Consider the following 3,399-nt stretch of genomic DNA (forward strand, 5'->3'; position numbering starts at 1 on the left):
GCAGTAGTTTTACCGTAGCCAATCCGACGTTGCTGAACCTGCCGCAGGATGGGGTAGTGGCCGGTGGCCTGAGTGAAGCGAAGACCTACACGGTCCGTATCTACAACCAGTTGGGTTGCTACCGGGATGTAACGGTGACGCTGACGGTAAACTGTGCCTGTCCGCCGGAAATCTGTGTTCCGGTTAGTATCCGGAAAACAAAAACGCGGCTTTAAGGTAAGGTACTACCTATCTTTTATACTTTTTTTCCCCTGAGCGCTCTGGTTCGCTCAGGGGATTTTTTTTGTAACTCGCTGACTATGTTTTGATTATTTGATGGGATTGTTCAATGTTACCAGTTGATCCATTTGGATGAATAAGGTAACATATGAATTATTTGTGTTTTGTTGGCTTGGTTTTTGTTGCCTGAAGCGATTACATACTTGCAATTCTTCACAGAATAACCATGAACACACATTACTTACACAGAGTATTACGTGATTTTTATGCTTGCAGACAGATGTTGATCTGGCTGATGTGTATGGCGGGGCTGTCAGGCGTCGTGCAGGCACAAAATATTTCCGGTATAGTTTATCGAGATTTCAACGGGAATGGAACGTATCAGAGTACGCCGGCTTCCGGTACCTATACCTACGGCGAAACCGGCGTAAGCGGGGTTATCATAAAGGCTTACAATACCAGTGGCGTACTCGCTGGTTCGGCAACGTCGGGTAGCACAGGGTCCTATTCCATTACAGCAAGCGGGAGTGGGCCGTATCGGGTAGAATATACTATTCCGGCCCCGCTGGGGTATCTCAATGAAGGCTATTATAATGGCAATGCATCCGGTACATCAGTTGAGTTTGTGTCATCAGGGACGGTGATACTTAACTTCGGTGTGAATAGCGTGAACGATTACTGTCAGTCAGCGCCCCCGTTGGCAATTCCTTGTTTTGTAGTGGGTGACCCTTTGTCGGCTACGAGTACCGTAGCCACTGAGGTTGCCTTGGTCAGTGTGCCGTATAACTCTTCAGGAACCGGTTTAGCCGGCACGAAACTGGCTACCGCTAAAGAACTGGGTAGTATTTTTGGCGCGGCTTATCAGCGGGAATCGAAAAAGTTGTTTACGGCAGCCTTTATGAAACGCCACGTCGGGCTTGGTACAGCCGGACTAGGTGGTATTTATGTAACAAACATGTCGGGTAGTACAGCTGCAAACAGCGTATATGTGGATCTGGAGAGCGCACCTTTCAGTTTATCGCTTGGGGCATCAGATATTTCGGCGCGTGTGCTTCCCGGCGATGGCGGGGTAAGCAGTAATGACCCTTTAGGTTTTGATGCAGTCGGGAAGGTTGGTCTGGGCGGAATGACGCTGTCGACAGACGGGCGTATTCTGTACGTTGTTGATCTCTACAACCGGCAACTGCTGGCACTAGCCATCGGCAACCCGGCCAAAACCACGTTACAGGCTTCTGATCTGACAAAAATTGCAATCCCGGCTCCCGGCTGTACAAACGGTGTGGGCCGGCCGTTTGCGGTGAAGGTGTATAATGGTAAAGTATATATCGGCGTGGTTTGTACAGCCGAAAACGGTGGCACTGCCAATGATATGTATGCCTACGTATATGCTATGGATGAGGGAGCGACAACGATCCCGACAACGGCGGTATTTAGCTTTCGCCTGAATTATGCAAAAGGTATGATTCATACCCAGGATGCTCCTCTGGGTGATTCATGGGAACCGTGGGTGAGTCAGTTCTCCGGGATCAATCTGGGATCAGTTACCAACCCTGGTTCTGCCGGCACTGTAGCTGACCCGTTCTTCCGCCGTTCTGCACGGCCGCAGCCGATGTTGTCCGATATTGATTTTACCAGTAACGGAGATATGGTAATGGGCTTTATGGACCGTGGCGGACACCAGCTTGGATTCCGTCAGCGTAATACGACACAGACCACGTCAACCACGCTTTTGAATGGCTACATCGGTGGCGACCTTCTGCGGGCTTCCTTTAACGGAACAGCCTGGGTCCTGGAAAAAAATGCGGCGGTCGGTACATTGGCGAGTAGTGGTGCCGGTAACGGTCAGGGCCCTGGAACACCAACGAGTACGACTTATGCAACACCGGCCGGTGAGTTTTACTATACAGATGCTTACAGTGGATACTTAAGTTCCAGTATGCCTTATGTGGAAATTCACCAGGAGACGTATATGGGCAGCAGTCTTGTCATACCGGGTAGTAACTACCTCATATCGACAATGATGGATCCGCTAAATACATGGTCTGGTGGTATAGCCTGGTTTGATAACCGGACCGGAGCTGATAACAGGCGTGCTGAAATCTATCGTACACTTGGTGGTGGTGCAGCTAATGATGTAACACTGGGAAAAGCAAACGGATTAGGTTTACTGGAAGCACTTTGTTCACCGGCTCCGATCATGATTGGTAACCGTGTTTGGAATGATACAAATAATAATGGTGTTCAGGATGCCGGTGAGGCAGGTATTCCGGGGGTTGTTGTAACGCTGAAAGGTACAGGTCTTTCCGCCAACGGCGTAACAGCTACGACAAACAGTAAGGGCGAATATTATTTCAGTACAGCAACCGGGACGTCCAGTACATCTGCTGTTTTGAATCTGTCTTTAACTTACGGTGGTTCATATTCTGTTTGTTTCCCGATAAGTACAAGTGCTGGAGCGCTGTTGATCAGTGAAAATGTGAATGCTGCAACGGGTGAAAATGCGGATAAAATTGACTCAGATCCTTCCGCAACGGGAGTTGTTACGCTGACAATCGGAGTAGGAGGGGAAAATGATTTCTCAATCGATGCCGCTTATGCGCCGGTACCTCCTTGTTCAATGTCTCTCATCGTTTTGGCGAATACTTGTAATGAGGTTACGAATACATATCCGGTTTCCGGAACGGTCAGCCTTAACAATAGTCCGGCAACGAGCCTGACGGTTACCGACGGAACAAAGTCGGCCGTTATCAGTGTAACCGCAGGTCAAACGAATGCTACGTTTTCGCTGACCGGATTGAGTTCGGGAAGCGGCAAACATACTGTTTCGGTAGTTGCCGCGGCGACTGCATGTGAAACAGTTAGTCAAACATACACGGCACCTGCAACCTGTACCGTTGCGGCAACAATCGCTGTCGTGTCGGCAACGGTCTGCTACGGCAGTTCGGCGACGCTGACGGCTTCGGGTTGTAATAATGGTACGGTAAGCTGGTCAAACGGCACCACGGGCAACAGCCTGATTACGCCGGGTCTGACGCAGACAACGGCTTACACGGCCACCTGTACGACGCAGACGGGCTCGGCTACTTCGGTCGTCGGCACGGCGACGGTAATGCCACAGCCGGTGCTTAGCCTACAGGCGAGTTCAACAAACGTGACCGCCGGAACACCGGTGAGCCTGTC

2 protein-coding genes are annotated in these 3,399 nt (G+C 50.3%); both read left to right on the forward strand.

The genetic code is table 11. The features are described from left to right. Positions 1–215 (forward strand): CVP-CTERM putative protein-anchoring domain-containing protein (locus BLX24_RS33005; RefSeq protein ID WP_510185436.1); only part of this gene is annotated, 215 nt, incomplete at its 5' end. Positions 216–499: 284 nt separating this feature from the next. Beyond that, a partial coding sequence (locus BLX24_RS29675; RefSeq protein WP_071506833.1) for an SdrD B-like domain-containing protein occupies positions 500–3,399 on the forward strand: 2,900 nt, incomplete at its 3' end.

It is taken from the genome of Arsenicibacter rosenii (genome assembly GCF_001870735.1).
Classification (GTDB): domain Bacteria; phylum Bacteroidota; class Bacteroidia; order Cytophagales; family Spirosomataceae; genus Arsenicibacter; species Arsenicibacter rosenii.